This is a genomic window from Novosphingobium sp. CCH12-A3, assembly GCF_001556015.1.
GTDB classification, from domain to species: domain Bacteria; phylum Pseudomonadota; class Alphaproteobacteria; order Sphingomonadales; family Sphingomonadaceae; genus Novosphingobium; species Novosphingobium subterraneum.
In genome coordinates, this window is sequence record NZ_LSIA01000071.1 from 34480 (window position 1) to 55131 (window position 20652).

At 64.3% G+C, this 20652-nt stretch carries 19 protein-coding genes; 1 reads left to right on the forward strand and 18 read right to left on the reverse strand.

All coding sequences use genetic code 11. The features are described from left to right. Nucleotides 1–51: 51 nt before the first annotated feature. Genes AX703_RS05490 through AX703_RS26465 form a run of 6 tightly spaced genes read right to left on the reverse strand, consistent with a single transcriptional unit; the run spans nucleotide 52 to nucleotide 6315 of the window. Entirely contained in the window at nucleotides 52–540 is a 489-nt protein-coding gene (locus tag AX703_RS05490; protein ID WP_062343157.1) for a chemotaxis protein CheW, read from the reverse strand. Beyond that, nucleotides 537–2849 carry a methyl-accepting chemotaxis protein gene (locus AX703_RS05495; protein WP_197423622.1) on the reverse strand — a complete coding sequence of 771 codons (2313 nt, stop codon included), beginning with the start codon at nucleotides 2847–2849 and terminating at the stop codon, nucleotides 537–539. Before AX703_RS05495 ends, AX703_RS05490 begins: the two co-directional genes overlap by 4 nt. Continuing rightward, nucleotides 2846–3370 (reverse strand): chemotaxis protein CheW, encoded by a 525-nt coding sequence (locus AX703_RS05500; RefSeq protein ID WP_231735389.1) that lies wholly within the window; start codon nucleotides 3368–3370, stop codon nucleotides 2846–2848. Before AX703_RS05500 ends, AX703_RS05495 begins: the two co-directional genes overlap by 4 nt. Further along, nucleotides 3342–5408 carry a chemotaxis protein CheA gene (locus tag AX703_RS05505; RefSeq protein ID WP_062343159.1) on the reverse strand — a complete coding sequence of 689 codons (2067 nt, stop codon included), beginning with the start codon at nucleotides 5406–5408 and terminating at the stop codon, nucleotides 3342–3344. Before AX703_RS05505 ends, AX703_RS05500 begins: the two co-directional genes overlap by 29 nt. Next, a complete protein-coding gene (locus AX703_RS05510; RefSeq protein ID WP_039336573.1) occupies nucleotides 5405–5770 on the reverse strand; it encodes a response regulator in 366 nt (121 codons plus the stop codon). Before AX703_RS05510 ends, AX703_RS05505 begins: the two co-directional genes overlap by 4 nt. Then, the gene (locus tag AX703_RS26465) at nucleotides 5767–6315 is read right to left on the reverse strand and encodes an STAS domain-containing protein (RefSeq protein WP_082734430.1); all 549 of its coding nucleotides are present in this window, start codon (nucleotides 6313–6315) and stop codon (nucleotides 5767–5769) included. The genes AX703_RS05510 and AX703_RS26465 overlap by 4 nt, the downstream gene beginning before the upstream one ends. 165 nt (nucleotides 6316–6480) lie before the next feature. On the opposite strand from AX703_RS26465, the gene AX703_RS05520 reads away from it, so the two are divergent. Then, nucleotides 6481–6999 carry a cytochrome c family protein gene (locus AX703_RS05520; RefSeq protein WP_062343163.1) on the forward strand — a complete coding sequence of 173 codons (519 nt, stop codon included), beginning with the start codon at nucleotides 6481–6483 and terminating at the stop codon, nucleotides 6997–6999. A 72-nt stretch (nucleotides 7000–7071) separates the two neighbouring features. Here the strand turns inward: AX703_RS05520 and hemA are convergent, their stop codons facing one another. Genes hemA through bchB form a run of 12 tightly spaced genes read right to left on the reverse strand, consistent with a single transcriptional unit; the run spans nucleotide 7072 to nucleotide 20568 of the window. Then, entirely contained in the window at nucleotides 7072–8292 is a 1221-nt protein-coding gene (gene hemA / locus AX703_RS05525) for a 5-aminolevulinate synthase (RefSeq protein ID WP_062343165.1), read from the reverse strand. 35 nt (nucleotides 8293–8327) lie between these two features. Further along, on the reverse strand, nucleotides 8328–9107 hold the full coding sequence (puhE, locus tag AX703_RS05530) for a putative photosynthetic complex assembly protein PuhE (RefSeq protein WP_062343166.1): 780 nt from the start codon (nucleotides 9105–9107) through the stop codon (nucleotides 8328–8330). Then, nucleotides 9101–10189, reverse strand: a complete 1089-nt coding sequence (gene acsF / locus AX703_RS05535; RefSeq protein WP_062343168.1) for a magnesium-protoporphyrin IX monomethyl ester (oxidative) cyclase — start codon at nucleotides 10187–10189, stop codon at nucleotides 9101–9103. Before acsF ends, puhE begins: the two co-directional genes overlap by 7 nt. Further along, a complete protein-coding gene (locus AX703_RS05540; protein ID WP_062343170.1) occupies nucleotides 10186–10476 on the reverse strand; it encodes a hypothetical protein in 291 nt (96 codons plus the stop codon). The genes acsF and AX703_RS05540 overlap by 4 nt, the downstream gene beginning before the upstream one ends. Beyond that, the gene (puhC, locus tag AX703_RS05545; protein ID WP_062343172.1) at nucleotides 10473–10985 is read right to left on the reverse strand and encodes a photosynthetic complex assembly protein PuhC; all 513 of its coding nucleotides are present in this window, start codon (nucleotides 10983–10985) and stop codon (nucleotides 10473–10475) included. The genes AX703_RS05540 and puhC overlap by 4 nt, the downstream gene beginning before the upstream one ends. Continuing rightward, nucleotides 10982–11605: a photosynthetic complex putative assembly protein PuhB gene (puhB, locus tag AX703_RS05550; protein WP_062343174.1), complete on the reverse strand. Its 624-nt coding sequence runs from the start codon at nucleotides 11603–11605 to the stop codon at nucleotides 10982–10984. The genes puhC and puhB overlap by 4 nt, the downstream gene beginning before the upstream one ends. After that, nucleotides 11602–12366 carry a photosynthetic reaction center subunit H gene (gene puhA, locus AX703_RS05555; protein ID WP_062343176.1) on the reverse strand — a complete coding sequence of 255 codons (765 nt, stop codon included), beginning with the start codon at nucleotides 12364–12366 and terminating at the stop codon, nucleotides 11602–11604. Before puhA ends, puhB begins: the two co-directional genes overlap by 4 nt. Nucleotides 12367–12403: 37 nt before the next feature. Further along, nucleotides 12404–13828, reverse strand: coding sequence for a BCD family MFS transporter (locus tag AX703_RS05560; RefSeq protein WP_082734432.1), 1425 nt, complete (start codon nucleotides 13826–13828; stop codon nucleotides 12404–12406). Beyond that, nucleotides 13828–14532: a magnesium protoporphyrin IX methyltransferase gene (gene bchM / locus AX703_RS05565; protein ID WP_062343197.1), complete on the reverse strand. Its 705-nt coding sequence runs from the start codon at nucleotides 14530–14532 to the stop codon at nucleotides 13828–13830. Before bchM ends, AX703_RS05560 begins: the two co-directional genes overlap by 1 nt. Next, complete coding sequence (bchL, locus tag AX703_RS05570; protein ID WP_039336591.1) at nucleotides 14532–15428, reverse strand: ferredoxin:protochlorophyllide reductase (ATP-dependent) iron-sulfur ATP-binding protein; 897 nt, start codon at nucleotides 15426–15428, stop codon at nucleotides 14532–14534. The genes bchM and bchL overlap by 1 nt, the downstream gene beginning before the upstream one ends. Before the next feature lie 9 nt (nucleotides 15429–15437). Continuing rightward, nucleotides 15438–19058 carry a magnesium chelatase subunit H gene (locus AX703_RS05575; protein ID WP_062343180.1) on the reverse strand — a complete coding sequence of 1207 codons (3621 nt, stop codon included), beginning with the start codon at nucleotides 19056–19058 and terminating at the stop codon, nucleotides 15438–15440. Next, nucleotides 19048–20568: a ferredoxin:protochlorophyllide reductase (ATP-dependent) subunit B gene (gene bchB / locus AX703_RS05580; RefSeq protein WP_062343182.1), complete on the reverse strand. Its 1521-nt coding sequence runs from the start codon at nucleotides 20566–20568 to the stop codon at nucleotides 19048–19050. The genes AX703_RS05575 and bchB overlap by 11 nt, the downstream gene beginning before the upstream one ends. Nucleotides 20569–20652 lie beyond the last annotated feature (84 nt).

The following is a 20652-nucleotide window of genomic DNA, read 5'->3' on the forward strand; positions in this document are numbered from 1 at the left end:
TTCTGTTCACCTCTGTGGCGGCAGCGCGCTCCGTTCGCTGTCGCGGGTGTTTCATGCGTTGACCAATTGACCTTCGCTGCCGATCCCGATGGCATCTTCGGTCGTGAAAATCCGGGCCGCGTCCACGATGACCACGAAGCCCGTGTCCCGACGCACCACGCCGGTTATGTATTCGGAGTTCCAGCTGATCCCGATGTCCGGGGCAGGTTCTATATCTGCCTTCTCGAAACTGGTGACGCTCAATACCCGGTCGATGACAACGCCCAGCGTCAGCAGGCGGTCGGGCAACCGCACATCGAGGATCAGGATGCGCGTGGCCAGGGTGGGGTCGGCAGACGGCAGGCCGAGACGCCGGCGGAAGTCGACCGTGGGCACGCCTTGGCCGCGAAGATCCGTCAGCCCGATGAAATGCGCAGGCCCATTCGGCAGGTAGGAGGGTGGCGCATAATCGAGGATTTCGCGCACTAGAGCGACGGGTATGGCAAAAACCTCGTTGCCCAGGCCGAATTCCACGACCTGAAGTTCACCCGCGCTGCTCATGCTGCGCGTCCGAAGTCTGCATCGTCGGCGTCGGCGCCACCGTCGGTAAGGTTGAGGGCAAAGCCGGCCAGTCGCTCCTTCTGTTCGGCTACGCTGTTGCGCTTTACCGGCTTGGTGGCCACGCGCGGCGTCACGCCGGTCTTGCGCGGCGGACTTGCCTGGCGGCGGCTTTGCGTACTTTGACGCGGCTCGGCATAGCTATTGCCGGTCCGGAAGAAGGAAATGGCGCTCTGCAATTCCTCGGCCTGCGATGCCAGTTCCTCGGACGTGGACGAAATCTGGTCCGACGCGCTGGCATTGATCTGCGTGACCTTGTCGAGCTGCTGGATGGCTTCGTTGATCTGCGACGCGCCGATGTCCTGCTCGCGGCAGGCTGCGCTGATCTCCGTCACGAGTTCGGCTGTGCGGCGAATGTCCGGAACCAGTCGCGCCAGCATTTCGCCCGCGTCGGTCGCCACCTTGACCGTCTCTGACGAAACCGAGACGATTTCGGCTGCCGCGCTCTGGCTGCGCTCGGCCAGCTTGCGCACTTCCGAGGCGACAACTGCAAAGCCCTTGCCGTGTTCGCCTGCGCGCGCGGCCTCGACCGCAGCGTTCAGGGCAAGCAGGTCGGTCTGCCGCGCGATTTCCTGGACGATGCTGATCTTCTCGGCGATCGTGCGCATGGCGTTGACTGCCTTCTCGACTGCCTGGCCCGAAACTTCAGCGTCCTTGGAAGATTGGCGGGCGATCTTCTCTGTCTGCGCCGCGTTGTCGGCGTTCTGTTTGATGTTCGCCGCCATCTGCTCCATCGACGCAGACGCTTCCTCGGCCGAGGCAGCTTGCTCGGTCGCGCCCTGGGAGACCTGCTCGGAGCTTGCTGCCAGCTGGCGGCTGCCGGCCGAGACGTTGTCGACCGCAGCTGAGGTCGTGCCGACGACTGTCCGAAGCTTTTCGATCATCGTGATCAGCGCGTTGCCGAATTGGTCATCGTCCGAAAGCGCCCGGTACTCGACCGTGAGATCGCCATCGGCGATGCGGTCGGCCACGTTGGCGGTTTTTTTCAGGTTTGATACCAGCGAATTGATGGCATCACGCATCCGCTGATGATCGCCGTGGCATTCGATATCGACGGTTTCCTGCAGGTTGCCGACGCTGATCAGCCGCAGAACGCGGTTGCCTTCCTCGATGGGCAGGATGATGGCATCGAGCATGCCGTTGATGCCGCTCACGAGGCGGGCGAAGTCACCGACAAAGCGCGAGGCAATGCCACGCTCCGACAGGCGCCCTTCGGTCGCTGCCACGATCAGCCGCTGGATCTCTGCGGTGATCTCGCGCAGGTTCGTGCGCAAGGTTTCGATCGTGTCGTTGATGAAGGCTTTCTTGCCCGGGAACTGCTCGAGCGGGGCGTCGAAATTGCCCTCGCCGAACGCCTTCACGCAGGCCATGGCCTTCTTCTTCACTGCGATGTGGCCCGCGACCATCTCGTTGATGCCGCGCGCAACCAGTCCGAAATCGCCTTCGAACCTGGCATCGTCGATGGTCACGTCGATGTCGCCGCGGTCGTGTTCGGCGGCCATGTGCTTCATCTCGGCGATCAGGCCCATCAGGTTGCCGCGCAGGGTTTCGATCGTGTCGTTGATGAAGGCCTTCTTGCCCGGGAACTGTTCGAGCGGTGCCTTGAAGTTGCCTTCGCCGAACTCCTTGACGCAGGCCATGGCCTTTTTCTTCACCGCGATGTGCCCGGCAACCATGTCGTTGATGCCGCGTGCCACGATGCCGAAATCGCCCGGGAACTTCGCATGGTCGATGACCACGTCGATATCGCCGCGATCATGCTCGCTCGACATGTGGTTCATTTCCGAGATCAGCCCGACAAGATTGCCGCGCAAGGTCTCGATCGTGTCGTTGATGAACGCCTTCTTGCCGGGCAGCTGTTCCATCGGCGCGTCGAAATTGCCCTGGCTGAATTCGCGCACGCAGGCCATCGCCTGTTTCTTGACGTTGATGTGTGCTGCAACGAGCTCGTTGATCTGTGTCGCCATGATGCCAAGCTTGCCGGGCAGGGCATTGGCGTCGATCACGACATCGATATCGCCGGCTGCATGTTCGTCGGTCATCCGGGCTATCTGCGTGGACAGCTCTTGAACCGGATTGGTCACGGCATCCAGCAGCCGATTGAACGCCGCCATCACGGCCCGGGTCGGGGCATTTCCGGTGGTTTCATCAAGCCGAAGCAGAAGATTACCCGTAGCAAGCGCCTGCTCGACCCGGCTGACTTCATCAAGAACCTGCTGTTCGGAAACTCTCGAAAGAATGCTGCGCATCATGCGGCCTCCGCGAGGGACGTGAAGATTGTGGGCAAATCGGGAATGACGATGACCGACCCCGGCTGGCGCACCAGTTCGCGCGCGAATTCGCGCTTCCAGCGCATGCCCAGCACGGGCGGCTCGCTGCTGTGCGCCTTGTCGAGGATCGTCACTTCGTGGACCTTGTCCGAGCGCAGCCCGATCTGGAGCGGCTCTCCGTCGATCTCGGTCTCGATCACGACGATGCGGTGATCGGCACTGGCCTCCTCGCCGGGATTGCGCGGCATGCCGAAGGCCACCCGCAGATCGGCGATCGGGATGATCTTGCCGCGAAAGTTGACGACACTGGCCACCAGATCCGGTGCGCCCGGAACGGGCGTTTCGGGCAGCAGGTCGAGTATCTCGCGGATGCTGACGGCCTCGATCGCCAGGCATTCATCGCCTACGTCGAATGTCAGCACTTCCAGTTGGCCGTTGTCATCCCATGGCGTTGTGCTGGTCGTGGTCATGGCGTCACCCTGCGGCACGGAGCCGCTCCTCATGGCTCTGGCCCAGCGCAACGAGCTGGACGACATCGAGAATGAGCGCGACCCCACCATCACCGAGGATGGTCGCGCCAGAGAAACTGGGGATCGAACGGTGCAGGCTCGACATGGATTTGATCACGGTCTGGTGGCTGCCGATGATCTGATCGACGACAAGTCCGACCCGCTCGCCTCCGGTTGCGATCACCACGATCTTCTGGAAGGGGTCGGGCCGGGTGCCCGTCGCGAAAAGCTCGCGCAGGCGCAGGAAGGGCACCAGGCGTTCGCGCAACTGGATCATGCTCCTCCCGCGCGAACGGATGTCTTCCTCCAGGCTCAGCTCCAGGCACTCTTCGACCGCCGCCAGCGGGATCACGTAGTTGTTATCCCCGACCCTCACGAGCAGCCCGTCGATGATCGCCAAAGTCAGCGGAATGCGCAGGGTTATGACCGAGCCCTTGCCGGGTTCGCTGGTCATGTCGATGTGTCCCCGCAGGCCTTCGATCGTGCGCTTGACCACGTCCATGCCGACGCCACGGCCTGACAGATTGGTGATCTGGGCGGCGGTGGAAAAGCCGGGCTGGAAGATCAGCTGCAGCAGCTCGCTATCGCTCAGCACCTGGCCTGGCTGGATCAGGCCATTGGCCTCGGCCTTGGCGCGGACCCGCTCGCGGCTGATGCCGCGGCCATCGTCCTCGATGGTGATGAGCACTTCGCCACCGGCTTGCTGGGCTGAAAGCCGGATGCGACCGGTCGCGGCCTTGCCCGCGGCAAGCCGTTCTTCCTCGGTCTCAAGTCCATGATCGCAAGCGTTACGGATCAGGTGGACAATCGGATCGGCGAGCCTCTCGGAGACGGTCTTGTCGATCTCGGTGCTCTCGCCATCGGTCACAAGCTCGATCGACTTGCCGGTCTCGCGGGCCAGGTCGTGGACCAGCCGGCGGAACCGTCCGAACAAGGCGGCAATCGGCACCATGCGCAAGACCATCATCGTGTCGCGCAGTTCGTTGGCGAGCCGTTCGACTTCCTCCGAGATCGAGCGCAGCGCGAGTTCGCCCGCAGGGCCGGAAATGCCATTGCCCGCAAGCTGGGCGAGGCGGCTCTGCACGATCACGAGTTCGCCCACCCGGTCCATCAAGAGATCGAGGCGTTCAGCCGGGACGCGCACACTTTCGCTGGGGCCGCGCGCGGCTTTCGCGCTGGCAGGTTCGGCGCTGGCGACTTCCGCGATGGCCAGCGCCGCATGCTCCGACGGAGTGGGCGAGACTGCCACAGCAGCAGTGTCTGGCGGACCGTCTTCAGCCGAGGCATAGGCTTCGTCGTTCGCGTCCGCGATCGGCGTGATGGACAGTTCCATGTCGTCGAGCACGAACAGGAAGACATCTTCGATGACATCGCGCGTCGCGCTGGCGGGCAGGTTCAACGACCAGCCCATCAGGCAGTGCGTGGGATCAAGCTCGTCAAGTGGAGGAACAGCGTCAAAATCCGCGACCACATCGGTGGCACCCAGTTCCCGCAACTCGTCGAGCAGAAGGAGCGGGTTTGTTCCGGTGGCAAGTGCATTGGCGGGCAGGCGGAAGTTCAGGTGCCATCCCTGACCTGGCCCGGCGGTGATCGTGGTGGCCGTTGTCGTGTCGTGACCGGCATCTTCGCTGCAATCCACGGCTGCAGGGGCGGCTGCTCCGTCCAGCAGGGCCTGGAGCCTCGCAAGCAGGTCGGCGCTTCCACTGTCCACGCCATCGCTGTTCGGCTGGTCGATGAGGGTGCGCATGTGGTCCATGGCAGACAGCGTCAGCGCAACCAGCTCTGCCGAAGCGCGGGCCTGCCCCTTGCGGACCTTGTCGAAGGCCGTTTCGCAATGATGGGTAAATGCGGCCAGGGCATCGAAGCCGAACATCGCGCCCGAGCCCTTGAGCGTGTGCATCCCGCGAAAGACGGTGTCGATGAGCTCCCGGCTGGTCAGGTCGTGGCTGAGATCGAGCAAGGCCTGCTCGGTCGCTTCGAGTAGCTCCCCGGCTTCGATCCGGAAGGCTTCGATCGGGTCCTGCCCGGTCATTGCCCCAGCACCTTTCGCGTTACCTTCAGCAGATTTTCGGCCACGAACGGCTTCACCAGCCAGCCGGTCGCGCCTGCGGCCTTGGCTTGCTGCTTCATGCCCTCATCCGATTCCGTCGTGAGGAATATGATCGGCGTACCGGCCTGAAGCGGCAGCTTGCGGATTTCCCGGATCATCTCCAGACCATTCATGTTCGGCATGTTTAGATCGGTGATGATCATGTCGAACTTCGATGACCTGGCCTGTTCGAGCCCTTCCTTGCCATCGGCTGCCTCCGCGACCTGATGTCCGGCTCCCGACAGCGCAATCCGGATTGCCATCCGGACGCTCATGGAATCATCGACGGTGAGTATGGTGGTCATTGCTCGGTGGCTCCGGTCGCACAGAGATTTTCACAGATCGCAGAGATCGGCCCGGCAAGGCCCGCGCGCTCGATCAGGCTGGCAATGGCAGGATCGGCAGCGGGGACGATCGAGATGCTCTTGCTTTCCCGCTGGGCAAACTTGCGCGCCGCCGCGAGGATCTGAAGGAAGGTGAGGTCGGCTTCGACCACGCTCGAGCAATCGATCTCGATCGAGGAATGGATCTTCAGCTCGTCGAGGATCGCCTCGCGGATGTCCGGGGCGGTGCTCAGGTTTGCAATAGTGCCAATCGGGATAGTCATGTTCCCTCCGCCCGTTCCGGCCGACGACATGACTGATGGCTTGCGATCTGCTCTTTTTACGTTTTCCGCGATATAGTTGTTGTTACTAGGCAGAAGCTTGCGTTCAGGTAGCCATTGCCGCAGAAACTTCATTAACCACGTGCGCTGATGAGCGGTTCGCGACGGCACTTCTACAATGCGGTCCAGTCGCTTGCTGGCCCCCGCCATGACGTGGCCGCCGTCGCGTTCCAAAGGCTGCAGCACAGTTGGTTTTGAGCGTTCGGACGGGCAAAAAAGTTGTCGCGACAACACTTGAGAACGGACTTTGATCCGGCCCGAAATACCGTGTTGCGGAGCGTTGCGTTGAGTGTTTTACTTTCTCGCCGTGTGGTCCAATCATGCTGCTACACGGAATAAGGGTGGATGCATATGAGGCAAGTTTTTCAATACCTTGCGCTGTCAACTGCGACCCTGCTCCTCGCATCTTGCGGCGGTGGCGGCAGCTCTGACAAGACCGCAGCCGACTCAGCGGCAACGACTGCTGAAACAACCACGGCGGCAGCCCCTGCAGCAGCAACCAGCGCGGCTGCGCCGACAGCAGATTCGACAGACACGCTCGATGGCACAACGCTCGCTTCGCTGACCGGCGATGCCGCGCATGGCAAGACCGTTTTTGCCCAGTGCCAGGCATGTCACTCGCTCGAAGCGGGCAAGAACATGATCGGTCCGTCGCTTGCCGGTATCGTCGGGCGCAAGGCCGGCTCCGAAGCTGGCTACACATATTCAGCGGCTAACAAGAACAGCGGCATCACCTGGTCTGCGGAAAAGCTGTTCCAGTATCTGGAAAAGCCCGCGCGCGTCGTGCCGGGTACCAAGATGTCATTTGCCGGCCTGCCCAAGGCGCAGGACCGCGCAGACGTCATTGCCTATCTCAAAGCTCCGAACTGACCTCGGTCCTTTCGGGTCGCAAGAAGGGGTGCGGACCACCAAGGTTCGCACCCCTTTAACGTAGCAGCAGTATCAGGCGGCAGCCGAACGCCGCGCCAATTCGCACTGCGACCAGATGTCGCTCAGCGCATGGATCAGCTTGTCCACGTCACCGTCGCTGTGCACCGGCGAGGGTGTGATGCGCAGGCGCTCGGTCCCGCGCGGCACGGTAGGGTAGTTGATCGGCTGGACGTAGATGCCGTGGTTGTCCATCAGCCAGTCGCTGATGCGCTTGCACTTGTGCGGGTCGCCCACCATCACCGGAATGATGTGGCTGGGGTTGGGCAGGTGCGGAATGCCGATCGCGTCGAGGCGGCGGCGGACGGTCGCCACACGCTCCTTGTGCCGGGCCCGCTCCATCTCGCTCGTCTTGAGATGACGGATGCTGGCAGCGGCACCGGCGGCAAGGGCAGGGGGCAGCGCAGTCGTGAAGATGAACCCACTGGCGAAAGTGCGGATGAAGTCGCACAGCGCTTCTGACGCCGCGATATATCCGCCCATCACGCCGAACGCCTTGCCCAGAGTCCCCTCGATCACGGTGATCCGGTCCATCAGGCCTTCACGCTCGGCCACCCCGCCACCACGAGGGCCATAGAGTCCCACGGCGTGAACCTCGTCGATGTAACTCATCGCGCCGTGCTTCTCGCAGACGTCGAGGATCTCGGCGATCGGACCGATGTCGCCGTCCATTGAATAGACGCTTTCGAACGCGACCAACTTGGGCACGTCCGGCCCGTATTCCGAAAGCAGCTCGTCGAGATGCGCCACATCGTTATGGCGCCACACCCGGCAGGTCGCGCGCGAGTGGCGGATGCCCTCGATCATCGAGGCATGGTTGAGCGCGTCCGAGAACACCACGCAGCCGGGGATCTTCGCCGCCAGCGTGCCAAGACCCGCCCAGTTCGAGACATAGCCCGAGGTGAAGAGCAGCGCCGCTTCCTTCCTGTGGAGGTCGGCCAGTTCCTGTTCCAGCAGCACGTGATGATGGTTCGTGCCCGAGATGTTCCGCGTACCGCCCGCGCCCGCGCCGCATTCGTCGAGCGTGTTGTGCATGGCTTCAAGAACCGCGGGGTGCTGCCCCATGCCAAGGTAGTCGTTCGAGCACCAGACCGTGACCTGCTCGGTCCGATCATCAACATAGCGCGTGGCGTGCGGGAAATTGCCGCACTTGCGCTCGATCTCCGTAAAGATCCGATAGCGCCCTTCACCCCGGACCGCGTCCAGTTCCCCCTTGAAGTAGCCCTCGTAGTCCATGGTCGTCGGTCCTCTTCGTGAATTCTTCTTTGCGGTCAGTTGGCAGGGCGGCGGCTGGGCAAGGCCCAACCCCACAGCGCCCCGTCGCGGATCGGCAGCGCCAGAAACAGGTGTTCGAGTGCGCCAAGGGCGGCCAGCGCGAAGAGCAGGCTCGCGCCCGATGCACTGGCGCTGCCCTCCGGCGCATTGATCGCGATCAAACCGAGCCACACCGCCAGAGCGGAAGTCCCTGCAATCGCGAGAAAAAGTTCCGCTCCCAAGCGCCGAGGCCCAAAGTAGGTCTTGAGGTAGGCGAGGTGCGGCGGAAAGATCTCGGTGCTCATGTTCGGCACGCCGAAGAAGATCACCAGCTTGGTCGAAAGCCGCATCGCCAGCAGCAGCGTGAACGTCATCGCGCCGATCTGGTTTGCCGCGTTCCAGCTCAATGAGATCAACCCGATTGCGCTCAGCGCCAGCGCGATCTCGTGCCAGGCCACCGCGCTCACGGCGTGGAAGAACCGCTCCAGCCCGCGCGCTTCGGCGGGGCAAGCTTCGCGCCTCGGACCGGTCACCGCTCCGGTCAGGAAGCTGATCTCGTGCCACGACCAGATCAGGATCGCCCCGGCAAACGCGGCATAGACCCCGATCAGCGTCGGCTTGTTCATCGACCAGGCCACCACTGCCAGCCCGCCGACGCCCGCAATTCCCGCCAGCTTCAGGCTGCGCGGGAAAGTGCGGCGCTCGCGGTTGTCCGCCCAAGCGATCAGGCCGGTCGCAAGGAACCAGACCACGATCGTGGCGATCACCGGCAGGACGTGGCCGGTCCAGCTTACCACGCGGGCTGCATCCGCACCGTGGCAGGCAGTTCGTTGCGGCGAGGGCGCAACAGGTACATTCGCGCGAAGTTCGCGCCCGCACCAAGCGCGCCCGAAGCCCGCATCAGCGCGCCGGAAAACCCGCCGCGCTTCTTGCCCTCTTCGATCTTCCGGCTCGCCACCAGCAGCCGCTTCATCGCCCGGCGGAAGCGCGGATTATCAGTATCGAGTTCGACCGGGAACACCTGGCGGCTGATCGCGGTGCAGATCTCGAACACGCGGTAGTCATAGGTCCCGGGATCGAGCCCCAGCGCCTTGTGGAACACCGGCCGCGCATGATCACGCACGTACATCGTCGAATAGACTGCGAGCAGGAAGAACCGCACCCACAGTTTGTTCATGCCCGTCAGCAGCTTCGGGTCGGCGCGCAGCAGCAGGGCAAAGGCCTCGCCATGACGGAACTCGTCGTTGCACCAGCTCTCGAACCAGTTGAAGATCGGATGGAAGCGCAGTTCGGGGTGCGCGGCCAGTTGGCGATAGATTGCGATGTAGCGCGCATAGCCGATCTTCTCGGACAGGTAGACCGAATAGAAGATGAATTTCGGCTTGAAATAATGGTATTTCTTGGCCTTGGTCAGGAAGCCGAGGTCAATGCCGATCCCGGCATCCTTCAGCGATTCATTGATGAACCCGGCATGGCGGCTTTCATCGCGTGCCAGCAGCTTGAACAGCAGCTTCATGTCGGGGTTCTTCGTCCGCCGCGCCATTTCGGCATAGAGGATGCAGCCCGAAAACTCCGAGGTCAGCGAGCTTACCAGGAAGTCGATGAACTCGGCCCGCAGCTCCGGTTCCAGCCCCTCGATCACCCCGGCAAAGCTTTCCTGGCGCTTGAAGTGCTTCTTGTTGGGATCGCTGACCATCTCGGCCATCAGCTCGTCCCATTCCTGGCGCACCAGCGAGACGTCGATGGAATCGAGCGCGGCAAAGTCGGTGGTGTAGAAGCGCGGGCTCAGCACTGTTTCATGCTGCACCATCTTGTGCACGTCGGGCTTGGGCGCACGTTCGGGCGCTGCCACAGGACGTTCGAGTGTGATCGCGTTCATCTCAGGCTCCCAGGATTGAAGCTGACCTCGTAAAGCTCGGTCAGGCCAAGGTAGGCGATAAGCCGCATCCACCCCCGCAGCAGGGGGCCTGCGCGGACGACGGTTGCCGTCCGCTCGAAAACGGCACTTTCGCCGAAGGCCACGCGGATCGGTTCGCCATGAACGCGAACCTTGTCGCCGGGCTCGACAGACAGATTGCCCGCCAGCTCGACATGCGCGTGGAAATGCGCCTCGCTTTGCTCCACCGCTATGCGACAGGGCACTTCGAAGGCGCGGGCGCGGATCATGCCTGATTGCCCTTTGCTTTGGCTCCACTGAGGAACTTGGCAAAGGCGGCCCGGTTGGTCGCGCCGAACGAGCCAAGCTCGATCGAACGCCTCGTCGCCGGGTCGCGCAGCGAGAGCGATCCGTTCTCCCACTGCGTCAGTTCGAAGGGTGCCGCTGGGCCGATCCCCTTCATCTTCCTTTCGCGAGCCATGCCGCGCATCACGCCGCGCACGAACCCGCCGCCATCGTTCTCGCCGATCATCGCGGCGAGTGTCGACCCTGTATCGGCATCCTTGACCACGACGGCTCCATCCGCCCGGTCCTCGAATGCCAGATGCCGCACCTCCAGCGCCGCCACGTTATCCCGCGCGCGTGCCACGGCCGGCACGGCCTCCCGCTCGAGCACGCCGACGCGCACCAGCGCGGTCAGCGCCAGCGTCGTCGCCACCAGCGCCCCTGCCAGGATCAGCGCCGGGCGGGGGACGGTGTTCTCGTGGTCATGGACTAAGCTGCCATGGTGGGGGCTCATGCCGCCGCTCCCTGCAGGCCGTGGTCACGCACCGGCACAGCTTTGGACCGCACCGCTGCTGCTTCGTTCGGCACTACTGCCGAGCAGGCCTTGGCAAGAACCTTGGCGACAGCTTCCGCGTCGGGGAGGGCGCGCAACATCGGGCTGGGCTGGCCAAGCCGCCACGGCCGCGCGTGCGGCCACAGCATGGCGAAGCCAAGCCGGTGCCGTCCGGTCAGTGTCAGCGCAATGTCACCATGCCCGCTGCCCTGCGGCCGCAGATCCGCCGAGCCGATCATCGCCAGCGGCAGGTTCACGCACTTGTTCAGCGCCACGCCGATGCGCAGAACGACGCGCCGGTTGGTGATCGTGTAGACCGTCGTCTTCGCCACGGCGATCGCGAACACTGCCAGTAAGCCTTGCGTGATTGCCCCGCCGACCACAGCCGCGCCCGCGCCAAACAGCTTGCCGCTGGCGAGGCCGAAAAGGGCCAGCACTGCGAAATAGCCGCTGACCCAGCGGGTGTGCAGAGCGCTGCGGGCAAAGGTTCGCCAATCGGGCGAGCCCTGCCACAGGATACTCTCGCCGGCGGGCAGATCGCCCGGCAGCCCGCGGATCGGCTCGTGGTCGTACTCGCTCATATCAGCGGTTCCAGCCGGTTTTCGTTGGCATAGAGGTAGCCGGTGCCGAAGTAGGCCACGGTGCGCTCTTCCTCATAGCGGGTGATCTCGCCCGGATTGGCGGGGAAGGGGGCGCCGGCAAAGTCGGCCGCGTTGATCGCGTCGATGATCACCGCGTTCTTCTTCACAACTGCCATCGGCATCGGAGCGAGGACTGTCTTGCCGCCCGTATCCACCGCCAGATAGCGCACCATGTGCTCGGCCCGGTCGACCCACATGTCGGTGACGACGCCAGCCTTGAGGCCATCTGCGCCATAGACGGGAAGCCCGCGCGGATCGGTGCTGGCCGTGGCAACGCTGATTTCCGGCACCAGGCCCATCGGCACGATGCGCGGATTGCCGTGGGCATCGATATCGGCCCACTTGGCACGGTCGGCATAGGAGCCGGGGCCGACGCCCGCGGCAAACACGTCACCCACCGGGCTCAGCGGTGCGCCACCGAAGTTCTCGCGACGCTTGGCGTTCACTTCGAACGGATCGCGCTCGCCGGTGGGCACGGATTTCGTGCCCTTGCCGAATGGCAGGATGAAGGTCTTGGGCGCGGCGGCCGAAAGCGGCCCGCCTTCGCTGAGCAGGCGCCCGGTCAGCGCATCCTCCAGCGGATAGCCCTCGCGTCGGTCCTCGCGGCGGAGCCAGAAGACAAGAGCGATGAAGAACCCGATGAAGGTTATCATCGCGATCTGAGCGGCATCGATCGTGCCGACGATATTGCCGTAGTTCATGTGCGTGTCCTCTTCGCGTTCCCTGTGCCCCTGCTGCTCATGTGGGGAATTCCGTCAGTCCAAAGCTTCGTCCCTCCCGCCGGATAGCCGCCGGGGTCTGGCCCACGAGCGGGCCCAGCACGACGAGCGTGGCCAGCAGCAGGCAGATCTCGATGATGTAGATCGTGGCATATCCCGTGGCGCGATTGGCCAGCGTCAGGCCCAGCTCGTCCGAGACGGCAAGGCTTGAGACCATATCGCGCAGCACCCCGCCCATGGCGATGGCAAGCCCGGCAAACGTCGTCTGCACCGCGCCCCAGGCGCCCAGGGGAAGGCCCGACGTCTTGTCGGTTGCCAAGGTCATCGCCGTGGTCAGCGTGCCGACAAGGAACAGCCCGGCGCCCGCACCGATCGCGGTCGCACCGGCAAGCAGGGCGACGGGGCTGGCGAGCGGTGCGGCAAAGATCACCAGCATGAATGCTGCGATCCCCACGACCGCGCCAAACCCGGAAATCCGCAGCGCATCCATCCCGCGCGAGAGCCACCGGGCCGAAAGCGTGAATCCGGCCAGTGCGCCCAAGGCCCAGCCACCGGTCAGGAACGTGGTCGCGCCCACCGAAAGGCCAAGGATTTCGCCGCCATAAGGCTCGAGCAGCGCATCCTGCATCGAGAATGCCGTGGCCCCGAGCCCGACCGCGACCAGCAGCCGCATCGTGATCGGCTCGGCCACGAAGCTCTGCCAAACGTCGGTAAAGGCGGGGCGCGGCGTCTGAGCCGAAGCGATTGTCGCACTGCGTGCCTCCTGCTTCCACAGTGCAATGACGTTGAGGAAGAAGGTCAGGATCGCCGAACCCTGGATCACCTGCACCAGACGGGTCGGCGTGAAGTGCGCCAGCAGTCCGCCGATCACCAGCGCAGCAATCATCATGCCCGCCAGCAGCGCCAGATAGAGCAGGGCGACCGCACGCGGGCGGCGCTCGTCATCGACAAGGTCGCCGGTCAGGGCAAGGCCAGCCGTCTGCGTCGTGTGCATGCCGAAGCCTGCGAGAAGGAACGCCAACGCGCTCGCCGCAGTGCCAATTGCGAAAAGCTCGGGCCGCGCCATAAGCAGCAGCGCGAACGGCATGATCGCAAGACCGCCGAACTGCATCAGTGTGCCGAACCAGATGAATGGCACCCGTCGCCAGCCCAGAACCGAACGATGCACGTCCGATTTGTGCCCGATCAGCGCGCGGAATGGCGCGGCGAGCAGCGGAATGGCGATCATCAGCGAGACCAGCCATGCCGGAATGCCCAGTTCCACGATCATCACGCGGTTGAGCGTACCGTTGAGCAGCACGGTCATCATGCCCACGCTCACCTGGAACAGTGAAAGACGCAGCAGGCGTGACAGCGGGATCTCGGCGCTGGCCGCATCGGCGAAGGGCAGCCAGGTGAGCGCCACCTTGCTCCATTTCGCAGAAAGGGCCTGCCGCTGCGCCATCAGATCTTCACCAGCTCCATCGCATGGCTCTTGTAGAACCCGCTCGAAATCCGGCCGGAGCGGCGGACCTCCCACCCTTCGAACTGGCTGAGCGCTGCACGCAGCTGGCTTTCGGCAATAGGCACGATTGCGGGCGAACGATCAGAGCGCGGGAAGACCTTGCCCACGGTATGCATCGCGCCGAGCAGCGGGGTGTAGGGCGCGAAAGTGAACAGGATCGAGCCTGTGCAACGGCTGGTCAGCGCCGACAGCGCCCAGACCATGTCCGGCAACGTGTAGTGGATCAGCGAGTCCATCGCCACGACATGGTCGAAGCCGCCCAAGGCCGGATCGAGCATGTCGCCCACGCGCCACTGGATGCGCCCATGGCCAAGATAGGAAGGCGCGCGCTCGGCCGCGATGTCGACCAGCCCCTGCGCCACGTCTATCGCCGTCACCACGGCACCGCGACAGGCCGCTTCCACGCTGAGGCTGCCAGTTCCGCAACCTGCATCCAGCACGTCGCGCCGCCGCAGATCCTCGGGTAGCCAGCCGAGCAGTTGCGCCCGCATCGCATCGCGCCCCGCCCGCACGGTTGCGCGAATGCCGCTGACCTTCGCGGTCGAGGTCAGGTCGATCCACGCCTTCTGCGCCGTGCCGTCGAAGTATGCGGCCAGCTTTTCGCGCTGGCTGTCATAGCGGTTGGGAGCAAATTTCGTGGCCATCATTCGAACCCCAGGAAGTCGAAGATATCGCGGTCCTTCATCGGGTTGGCGACAACCGGGTCGACGCCATCCCACAGCATTTGTGCAAGCCGCAGGTATTCCTGCTGCGCAGCAATCACTTCCGGCGAAGGCTCCATCTCGAACAGCGTGCACTTCTTCAGGCGGCTGCGGCGGATAGCGTCGACGTCGCGGAAGTGCGCCAGGCGCTTCATCCCGATCGCTTCGCTGAAGCGGTCGATCTCGTCCGTCGCGGCAGAACGGTTGGCGATCACGCCGGCAAGCCGCACGTTGTAGTTCTTCGCCTTCGCACCAATGGCCGCGACGATCCGGTTCATCGCGAAGATTGAATCAAAATCGTTCGCTGCCACCACCAGCGCGCGTTCGGCATGCTGCAGCGGTGCAGCAAAGCCTCCGCACACCACGTCACCCAGCACGTCGAAGATCACCACGTCGGTATCTTCCAGCAGGTGGTGCTGCTTGAGCAGCTTCACCGTCTGCCCCACGACATAGCCGCCGCAACCGGTGCCTGCCGGCGGTCCTCCGGCCTCCACGCACATCACCCCGTTGTAACCCTCGAACATGTAGTCCTCGGGCCGGAGCTCCTCCGCATGGAACTCGACGCTTTCGAGCACGTCGATCACCGTCGGCATCAGCTTCTTGGTCAGCGTGAAGGTGGAATCGTGCTTGGGGTCGCAACCGATCTGCAGCACGCGATGGCCAAGCTTGGAGAACGCCGCCGAGAGGTTCGACGAAGTCGTCGATTTGCCGATCCCGCCCTTGCCATAGACGGCAAAGACCTTCGCGCCCTTGATCTCGTCGCGCGGGTCCAATGAGACCTGCATCGATCCTTCGCCGTCCGGCTGGCTGAAGCGCGCCCTTGGGTCGAGCAGGTTCATCGCAAACTCCTATTCCGCCGCAATTGCGGAAGTGATGGTGGAAGGGGCATGCCCCGTGAACACGCCTTCCAGCCTGTCCTCGAGCTCGTCGCTGGCCATGCGCAGCGCTTCGAGCGTATCGTCGTCGGGTTCCCACAGGCGCCGTTCGCAGGCTTCGAGCAGGCGGTTTGCCACCCGCGCTGAACTGGTCGGGTTAAGCTGCGAAAGCCGCTCGCGCATCGCCGGGTCGAGCACGAAAGTCTCGCTGATCTGCTGGTACACCCACGGCGCCACCTGGCCCGTCGTGGCCGACCAGCCCACGGTGTTGGTCACGTGCTGCTCGATGTTGCGCACGCCTTCGAAGCCATGCTTGAGCATCCCTTCGAACCATTTGGGATTGAGCGTGCGCGTGCGTGTTTCCAGATCGATCTGTTCGGCCAGCGTGCGCACCTTGGCTTCGCCCACCGTGGCGTCGACGATATAGACGGGCGCTTCTGCCCCCTTGGCCCGCGCGATCGACCGGCTCACCCCACCCAGGCTGTCGACGTACTGGTCAAGATCGGTAATCCCGACCTCGACGCTTTCGAGATTCTGGTAGACGAAATCCACGTCCTTCAACGCGCTGCGCAGAAGGTCGCGCTGCGCCACCGGCGTGCCCTTGACGCCATAGGCATAGCCCTTGCGCGTCTCGAAGGCGTTGGCCAGCTCGTCGGGATCGGCCCATACGCCCCCTTCGATCAGCTGGTTGACGTTCGCGCCATAGGCACCCTCGGCATTGGAGAACACGCGCAGTGCGGCGGTTTCCATGTCGCATTGATGTTCGGCCTGATGGGCAAGGCTGTGCTTGCGCACGAAATTCATCTCGAGGGGCTCGTCTGCATTCGCAGCAAGCAGTGCGGCTTCGGCCAGCATCCGCGTCTGCAGCGGCAGCAGGTCGCGGAAGATGCCCGAAAGCGTCACCACCACGTCGATGCGCGGGCGGCCCAGTTCATCCAGCGGGATCAGTTCGGCCCCGGCAAGGCGGCCATAGCTGTCCATCCGCGGCCGCGCGCCCATCAGCGAGAGTACCTGCGCGATCTGCGCGCCTTCGCTCTTCATGTTGTCCGTGCCCCACAGCACCATGGCGAGGCTTTCCGGAGCGGCCTCTCCGTTCGCGGCATGGCGCGCCAGCAACCGGTTCGCCTGCAGCTTGCCCTGTTCGCAGGCAAAGCGCGTGGGCAGGCGGAACGGGTCGAAGCCGTGGAGATTGCGCCCAGTCGGCAGCACTTCGGGATTGGCCAGCAGATCGCCGCCGGGGGCAGGGCGGACGTATCCGCCATCCAGCGCGTGCATCAGCGCGCCAAGTTCGTCGCAGGAATCCAGCGCCGCCTCGATCGCTTCGGCCGAACTCTCGCCCGCTTCCATCAGTGCTTCAACAAGTTCCGCGCGCTCCGCACCGGCAGGGGCCTCGCCCAGAACATGCAGCCCATGCGGGATCAGCGTGCGCTCCAGTTCATAGAGATTGGCGCTCAGTTCCGGCACGCTCTCAGCCGTCACGTCGAGCGCGTCGCACTCGTCCCAGATCAGCTCTTCCAGCGCCCGGCGCTCCGGCTCGTCCGTTGTCATGCGCCAGCGCTCGATGCTCGCCTTGAGATCGGCAAAGCCGCGATAGAGTCCGGCTCGGGCCAGCGGCGGTGTCAGGTAGCTCAGCATGGTCGCGCCCGAACGCCGCTTGGCCAGCACGCCTTCGGAAGGGTTGTTGGCGGCAAAGAGGTAGAAGTTGGGCAGATCGCCCAAGAGACGCTCCGGCCAGCACTTGCCGGTCAGGCCCACCTGCTTGCCCGGCATGTATTCGAGCGCGCCATGCGTGCCGAAATGCAGCACGGCATCGGCGCCGAAGTCCTCCCGGATCCAGCGGTAATAGGCCGAAAACGCGTGCGTCGGGGCAAAGTCGCCGTCGAACAGCAGGCGCATCGGATCGCCCTCGTAGCCGAACCCCGGCTGTACGCCCACGAACACGTTGCCGAACCGCGCGCCGAGGACGTGGACGTGCGAGCCGTCGCTCTGGATCTTGCCCGGTGCCGGGCCCCACTGCGCCTCGATCTCGGCGAGGTAGGGCTCGCGCCGCACGTGTTCGTCGGCATCGATGCGGGTGTAAACGTTGGCGTCGGCGCCGAACCGCTCGGCATTGCCCTTCAGGATTGCATCGCGCAGCGCGTCCACGCTTTCGGGCACTTCGACCTGATAGCCCTCGCGCGCCATCCGCTTCAGCGTCTCATGCAGCGATTCAAACACCGCAAGGAATGCTGCAGACCCGGTCGCCCCGGAATTGGGGGGGAAGTTGAAGATGGTGATCGCCACCTTGCGCCTTGCTCGCTCAGCCTTGCGCAGTGCCACGATCTTCACGACCTTCGCCGCCAGCGCTTCGACCCGCTCGGGGCAGGCACGCATAGCGTTGACCGGCCCGGTGCTCTCGAACACGCAGGCCTTGGCGCATCCAGCGCAAGCCTTGCCGGCACCGTCCGAACGCCCGACGAACACCGTCGGCATCGTTGCGCCATCGAGTTCCGGGATCGCCACCATGATGGTCGATTCAAGCGCCAGCAGCCCCTGCCGCGATGCGCCCCACTGCTCCAGCGTCTGGAACTCCAGCGGATGCGCCGCGATGTAGGGCACGTTCAGGCGGGCGAGGATCTCTTCCGCCGCCTTTGCGTCGTTGTAGGCGGGCCCGCCGACCAGCGAGAATCCGGTCAGCGAGATCACCGCATCGACCACCGGCTCGCCGTCCTTCAGGAAGAACTTCTCGATGACGGGGCGCGAATCCAGCCCGTTGGCAAAGCCAGGGATCACGCGAAGACCTGCCGCTTCCAGTGCAACGATCATGCCGTCGTAATGCCCGGCGTCCTTCGAGATCAGGTAGGAGCGCAGCAGCAGCAGGCCGACCGTGCCATTCGCGCCCTGCCGGGTTGGCAACAAGCGCAGGCTGTCCGAAAACTTCTGCTCGGTGCGCGGGTGATAGACGCCCACTTCGGGATAGTCGCGCGGCGCTTCGGCCCTGGTCATGCCCCGCCGGGTCAGACGCTCGCCCGCGGCATAACGGTCGATCAGCGCACGGACCATCGACACCACGTTGTCGTCCGATCCGGCCAGCCAGTATTGCAACGTCAGGAAATATGCGCGCACGTCCTGCGCGGTGCCGGGAATGAAGCGCAGTATCTTCGGCAGGCGGCGCAGCATCCGCATCTGGCCCGCGCCGGAATTCGCGCCCGGTTTGCCCGATCCACGCAGCTTCTTCAGCATGGCGAGCGGCCCCTTGGCAGGTGCGTCCATACGGTAAGCGCCCATCCGCGTCAGCCGCACCACGTCGCCCGAAGACATCAGGCAGACCATCGCGTCGCAATCTTCACGCCGCGCTTCCAGCGTCGGCAGAATCGCGCGGATGTGATCGTCAAGGAACAGCATCGTCACGATCACGATGTCGGCCAGTGCAATTGCTGATTTGGTCGCCTCCAGCGCCTTGCTGCCGGGCCGGTCCCAATCGGTCGCCGCATGCAGCGTAACGCTGACATTGTCCTGCCGCAGTCGCGCATCGGCGCGTTCGACGCCAGCCTTGAGGTGGTTGTCCAGCGTGACGATCGCGACACGGACCTGAGGGGCGCGGCTACCGGGCATAGTGGGCCTTCGCATCATAGAGCGTGGCCAGATCGACCGCGCCGCGCCCTTGCGAAAGCGCAAAGGCCTCGGTGTTGCGGCGAACCTTTCCGCGCACGAAGAACGGGACTTTCTTGAGTTCCTGCTCGGCCTCGGCGGTCCACGCGATGGTGGTCGCGGTCGGCAATTCGGCCAGTTCGCCCCGGGTTGAGGGCATCGCTGGTTCCGCCTGTTGCCGTGCCACTGGAGCCGCGCCATGCAAGTGCGATGGCCCTGCCTCGTCCGAGAACTCGAAGTCGTCGCGGAACATCGTCAGCAGGTGTTCCTCCAGCCCCATCACCAGCGGATGGACCCAAGTATCGAAGATCACGTTGGCGCCTTCGAAGCCCATCTGCGGGCTGTGGCGCGCAGGGAAGTCCTGCACATGCACCGGCGAGGAGATTACCGCACAGGGAATGCCGAAGCGCTTGGCGATATGGCGCTCCATCTGCGTGCCCAAGACCAGTTCGGGCGAGGCATTGAGGATCGCGTCCTCCACTTCGAGATGGTCGTCGGTGATCAGCGGCTCGACGCCATAATGCGCTGCCGCAGCGCGCATTTCGCGCGCAAATTCGCGGTTGTAGCAGCCCAGGCCGCAGATCTCGAAGCCCAGTTCCTCATGCGCGATCCGCGCCGCGGCAATGGCGTGCGTGGCATCGCCGAAGATGAAGACGCGCTTGCCGGTCAGGTACGTCGAGTCGACCGAACGGCTCCACCACGGCATGCGCGATTGCGGGTCGGCCAAGGCCTCCGTTGCGTCGACGCCGGCCAGCGCAGCGACTTCCGCAATGAAATCCCGGGTCGCGCCCACCCCGATCGGCACGGTGCGGATCGCCGGCTGGTGCAGCGCCTGATCCAGCCAACGCGCCGCTTCCCCGCCAACTTCGGGATACATCACGATGTTGAAATCGGCCCGGCCCAGCGTGCGGATGTCGTCAGGCGCAGCATCCAGCGGGGCGACGCAGTTCACGTCGATACCGAGGTTCCACAGCAACTTGCGCACTTCGAGCACGTCGTCACGATGGCGGAAGCCCAGTGCGCAAGGGCCGAGCAGGTTGACCAGCGGACGCCGACCTTCGCGCGGGGAGGGACGCACGTCCCGATCCACCAGTTGCCGCACGACGCGGTAGAATGTCTCGGCCGCGCCCCAGTTCTCCTTGCGCTGATAGCTCGGCAGCTCAAGCGGGATCACCGGGCAGGGCAGCTCCAGCGCTTCGGCAAGGCCCGCCGGGTCGTCCTGGATCAGTTCGGCGGTGCACGATGCACCCACCAGCAGCGCCTTGGGCGCAAACCGTTCGTAGGCATCACGTGCGGCGTTCTGGAAGATGCTCGCCGTGTCCTTGCCCAGATCGCGCGCCTGGAAGGTGGTATAGGTCACCGGCGGGCGCTTGCCGCGCCGTTCGATCATCGTGAACAGCAGGTCGGCGTAAGTGTCGCCCTGCGGGGCATGCAGCACGTAATGCAGATCCTGCATCGCCGTGGCGACGCGCATCGCCCCCACGTGTGGCGGACCCTCGTATGGTGCGCCTCGTCCCGGATGGTCCGGGGTGCATATGACTGGAATGCAAAGGAGAAA

Excerpts from the sequence above, each read along its gene's own strand:
- AX703_RS05490 (WP_062343157.1), bottom strand. The coding sequence starts at position 540 with ATGAGCAGCGCGGGTGAACTTCAGGTCGTGGAATTCGGCCTGGGCAAC.
- AX703_RS05495 (WP_197423622.1), bottom strand. The coding sequence starts at position 2,849 with ATGATGCGCAGCATTCTTTCGAGAGTTTCCGAACAGCAGGTTCTTGAT.
- AX703_RS05500 (WP_231735389.1), bottom strand. The coding sequence starts at position 3,370 with ATGAGGAGCGGCTCCGTGCCGCAGGGTGACGCCATGACCACGACCAGC.
- AX703_RS05505 (WP_062343159.1), bottom strand. The coding sequence starts at position 5,408 with ATGACCGGGCAGGACCCGATCGAAGCCTTCCGGATCGAAGCCGGGGAG.
- AX703_RS05510 (WP_039336573.1), bottom strand. The coding sequence starts at position 5,770 with ATGACCACCATACTCACCGTCGATGATTCCATGAGCGTCCGGATGGCA.
- AX703_RS05520 (WP_062343163.1), top strand. The coding sequence starts at position 6,481 with ATGAGGCAAGTTTTTCAATACCTTGCGCTGTCAACTGCGACCCTGCTC.
- hemA (WP_062343165.1), bottom strand. The coding sequence starts at position 8,292 with ATGGACTACGAGGGCTACTTCAAGGGGGAACTGGACGCGGTCCGGGGT.
- acsF (WP_062343168.1), bottom strand. The coding sequence starts at position 10,189 with ATGAACGCGATCACACTCGAACGTCCTGTGGCAGCGCCCGAACGTGCG.
- AX703_RS05540 (WP_062343170.1), bottom strand. The coding sequence starts at position 10,476 with ATGATCCGCGCCCGCGCCTTCGAAGTGCCCTGTCGCATAGCGGTGGAG.
- puhC (WP_062343172.1), bottom strand. The coding sequence starts at position 10,985 with ATGAGCCCCCACCATGGCAGCTTAGTCCATGACCACGAGAACACCGTC.
- puhB (WP_062343174.1), bottom strand. The coding sequence starts at position 11,605 with ATGAGCGAGTACGACCACGAGCCGATCCGCGGGCTGCCGGGCGATCTG.
- puhA (WP_062343176.1), bottom strand. The coding sequence starts at position 12,366 with ATGAACTACGGCAATATCGTCGGCACGATCGATGCCGCTCAGATCGCG.
- AX703_RS05560 (WP_082734432.1), bottom strand. The coding sequence starts at position 13,828 with ATGGCGCAGCGGCAGGCCCTTTCTGCGAAATGGAGCAAGGTGGCGCTC.
- bchM (WP_062343197.1), bottom strand. The coding sequence starts at position 14,532 with ATGGCCACGAAATTTGCTCCCAACCGCTATGACAGCCAGCGCGAAAAG.
- bchL (WP_039336591.1), bottom strand. The coding sequence starts at position 15,428 with ATGAACCTGCTCGACCCAAGGGCGCGCTTCAGCCAGCCGGACGGCGAA.
- AX703_RS05575 (WP_062343180.1), bottom strand. The coding sequence starts at position 19,058 with ATGCCCGGTAGCCGCGCCCCTCAGGTCCGTGTCGCGATCGTCACGCTG.
- bchB (WP_062343182.1), bottom strand. The coding sequence starts at position 20,568 with ATGCGCGTCGCCACGGCGATGCAGGATCTGCATTACGTGCTGCATGCC.